At 68.9% G+C, this 2,687-nt stretch carries 2 protein-coding genes; both read left to right on the forward strand.

Translation table 11 applies throughout. The annotated features are described in order from the left end of the window. The first annotated feature begins 349 nt into the window (after positions 1 to 349). Positions 350 to 2,332, forward strand: a complete 1,983-nt coding sequence (thrS, locus tag ACY45C_RS11180) for a threonine--tRNA ligase (RefSeq protein ID WP_462187550.1) — start codon at positions 350 to 352, stop codon at positions 2,330 to 2,332. Between the two features lie 55 nt (positions 2,333 to 2,387). Further along, positions 2,388 to 2,687 (forward strand): hypothetical protein (locus tag ACY45C_RS11185; protein WP_462187551.1); only part of this gene is annotated, 300 nt, incomplete at its 3' end.

The following is a 2,687-nucleotide window of genomic DNA, read 5'->3' on the forward strand; positions in this document are numbered from 1 at the left end:
TACATGAGTGGTGACTGCGAGGTGAGCGGAACGCGGATCGCGAAGATCGTCGACACCATCCTCGGTGGCATCCGCTGCCGGGAGGGTGCGCGGCCGACGGCGGAGCCGCCCGCGCCGCACCCGTCACACTGAGCCGCACCCGTCACACTGAGCCGCACCCGTCACACTGAGCCGCACCCGTCACACTGAGTACCTCGCTCGCCGTACCCCGCTCGCCGGGGGCACCATGCGTCCGCGAGTAGCATCGCGAACGGGCCAGGAAGGCCCGCCGTGGGGCCGCCTGCCGGCCGGCGACGCACCGGCGGTGCGATCCCCGCACCCGTGTTCCCAGCGCAACAGGAGAGATTCGGTGTCCGACGTCCGCCTTACCGTTCAGCACGCCCAGCGCAGCGATCCGCGGGTGGTGCCGACCGGGACGACGGCCGCCGAGCTGTTCGCCGACGACCGGAACGTGATCGCGGCTCTGGTTGACGGCCAGCAACATGATCTCGCTCATGTTCTCGCCGACGGGGCCGTCGTCGAGCCGATCATGATTGACTCGCCGGCCGGGCGGGCGATCGTCCGGCATTCCGCCGCGCACGTCGTCGCCCAGGCGGTCCAGGAACTCTTCCCGAAGGCGCGCCTGGGCATCGGGCCGCCCATCGACAACGGTTTCTACTACGACTTCGACGTCGAGTCCCCGTTCACCCCGGACGACCTCAGGGCCATCGAGAAGAAGGCGCAGGCGATCATCAAGGCCGGCCAGCGATTCTCCCGGCGGGTCGTCACCGAGCCCGAGGCCCGCGCGGAGCTCGCCGACGAGCCGTACAAGATTGAGTTGATCGGGCTGAAGTCGAGTGACGCGGCGGCCGACGACGCCGAGGCGAGTGTCGAGGTCGGGGCGGGCGAGCTGACCATCTACGACAACCTCGACGCGAAGACCGGCGAGCTGTGCTGGAAGGACCTCTGCCGCGGGCCGCATGTGCCCACCACCCGGGCCATCCCGGCCTTCGCGATCCTGCGCTCCGCCGCGGCCTACTGGCGGGGGAGCGAGAAGAACCCGCAGCTGCAGCGCATCTACGGCACTGCGTGGGAGTCGCGCGACGCGCTCAAGGCCTACCAGACCAGGCTGGCCGAGGCCGAGAAACGCGATCACCGCAAGCTCGGCGCGGAGCTTGACCTGTTCTCGTTCCCGACCGAGATCGGCCCGGGGCTGGCGGTCTTCCACCCCAGGGGCGGCGCGATCCGCACCGCGATGGAGGACTACTCGCGGCGCCGGCACATCGAGGCCGGGTACTCGTTCGTCAACACCCCGCACATCACCAAGTCGGAGCTCTACCAGATCTCCGGGCACCTGGACTGGTTCGCCGAGGGCATGTACCCGCCCATGCAGCTCGACGGCGGCACCGACTACTACCTCAAGCCGATGAACTGCCCGATGCATATCCTGATCTTCCGGTCGCGGGGCCGGTCGTACCGGGAGCTGCCGCTGCGGCTGTTCGAGTTCGGCACGGTCTACCGTTACGAGAAGTCCGGAGTGGTCCATGGCCTGACCCGGGTGCGCGGGCTCACCCAGGACGACGCGCACCTGTTCTGCGCCCGCGAGCAGCTACCCGCCGAGCTCGACAGCGTGCTGACGTTCGTGCTCGGGTTGCTGCGCGACTTCGGGCTGACCGACTTCTACCTGGAGCTGTCGACCCGGCCGGAGGGCAAGGCCGTCGGCACCGACGAGGAGTGGGCGCAGGCCACCGAACTGCTGCGGGAGGCCGCGCAGAAGCAGGACCTGGAACTGGTGATGGACCCGGGCGGCGGTGCCTTCTACGGGCCGAAGATCTCCGTGCAGGCCCGCGACGCCATCGGCCGGACCTGGCAGCTGTCCACCATCCAGGTGGACTTCCAGCTGCCGCGGCGCTTCGACCTGGAGTACCAGGCTGCGGACGGGACCCGGCAGCGTCCGTTCATGATCCATCGGGCGTTGTTCGGCACCATCGAGCGGTTCTTCGCCATCCTGTTGGAGCACTACGCCGGGGCGCTGCCGCCGTGGCTCGCGCCGGTGCAGGTGGTCGGCATCCCGATCACCGACGAGCACGTGCCGTACCTGGGCGAGGTCGCCCGGCGGCTCGCCGCGCACGGCCTCCGGGTGGAGGTCGACTCCTCCGACGACCGGATGCAGAAGAAGATCCGTACGGCGCAGAAGCAAAAGGTGCCGTTCATGCTGCTGGCCGGAGATTCCGATGTCGCTCAGGGTGCGGTGTCGTTCCGTTTCCGGGACGGGGCGCAGCGCAACGGCGTGCCGGTGGACGAGGCCGTCGCGGAGATCCTCGACGCGGTGGAGCGTCGCCGCCAGGTCTGAGCCGCGCGGCTGGCCCCGGGCCCCGTTCAGAAGACAGAAGACTCGTGCTGTCCCGGTGGGCCAACTTCTCGGTAGCGGGCCGGAGCCGATGGTTTCGGCCCGCTACCGTCTGGCTACACTTTTGGGGGATGTCGGGGTTTTGCTGGGGCCGGGAGGAGGCAAGCTGAAACCAGCGTGGCGCGAACAGGTCGAGTACTGGGCCGCGGTGGCTTCCGAGCGTGGCGCCGATGCCGCCGTGTTACACGCACAGTCGCGCCAGCTGGCTGCGCTGTACTTCGTGGGTTATGTCGTCGAGGCGTACGCGAAGGCGCTTGCCACGGCTCATGGTAAAATCGTCAGACGAACCCACGTCCTC

Source organism: Frankia sp. CcWB2 (assembly GCF_977927585.1).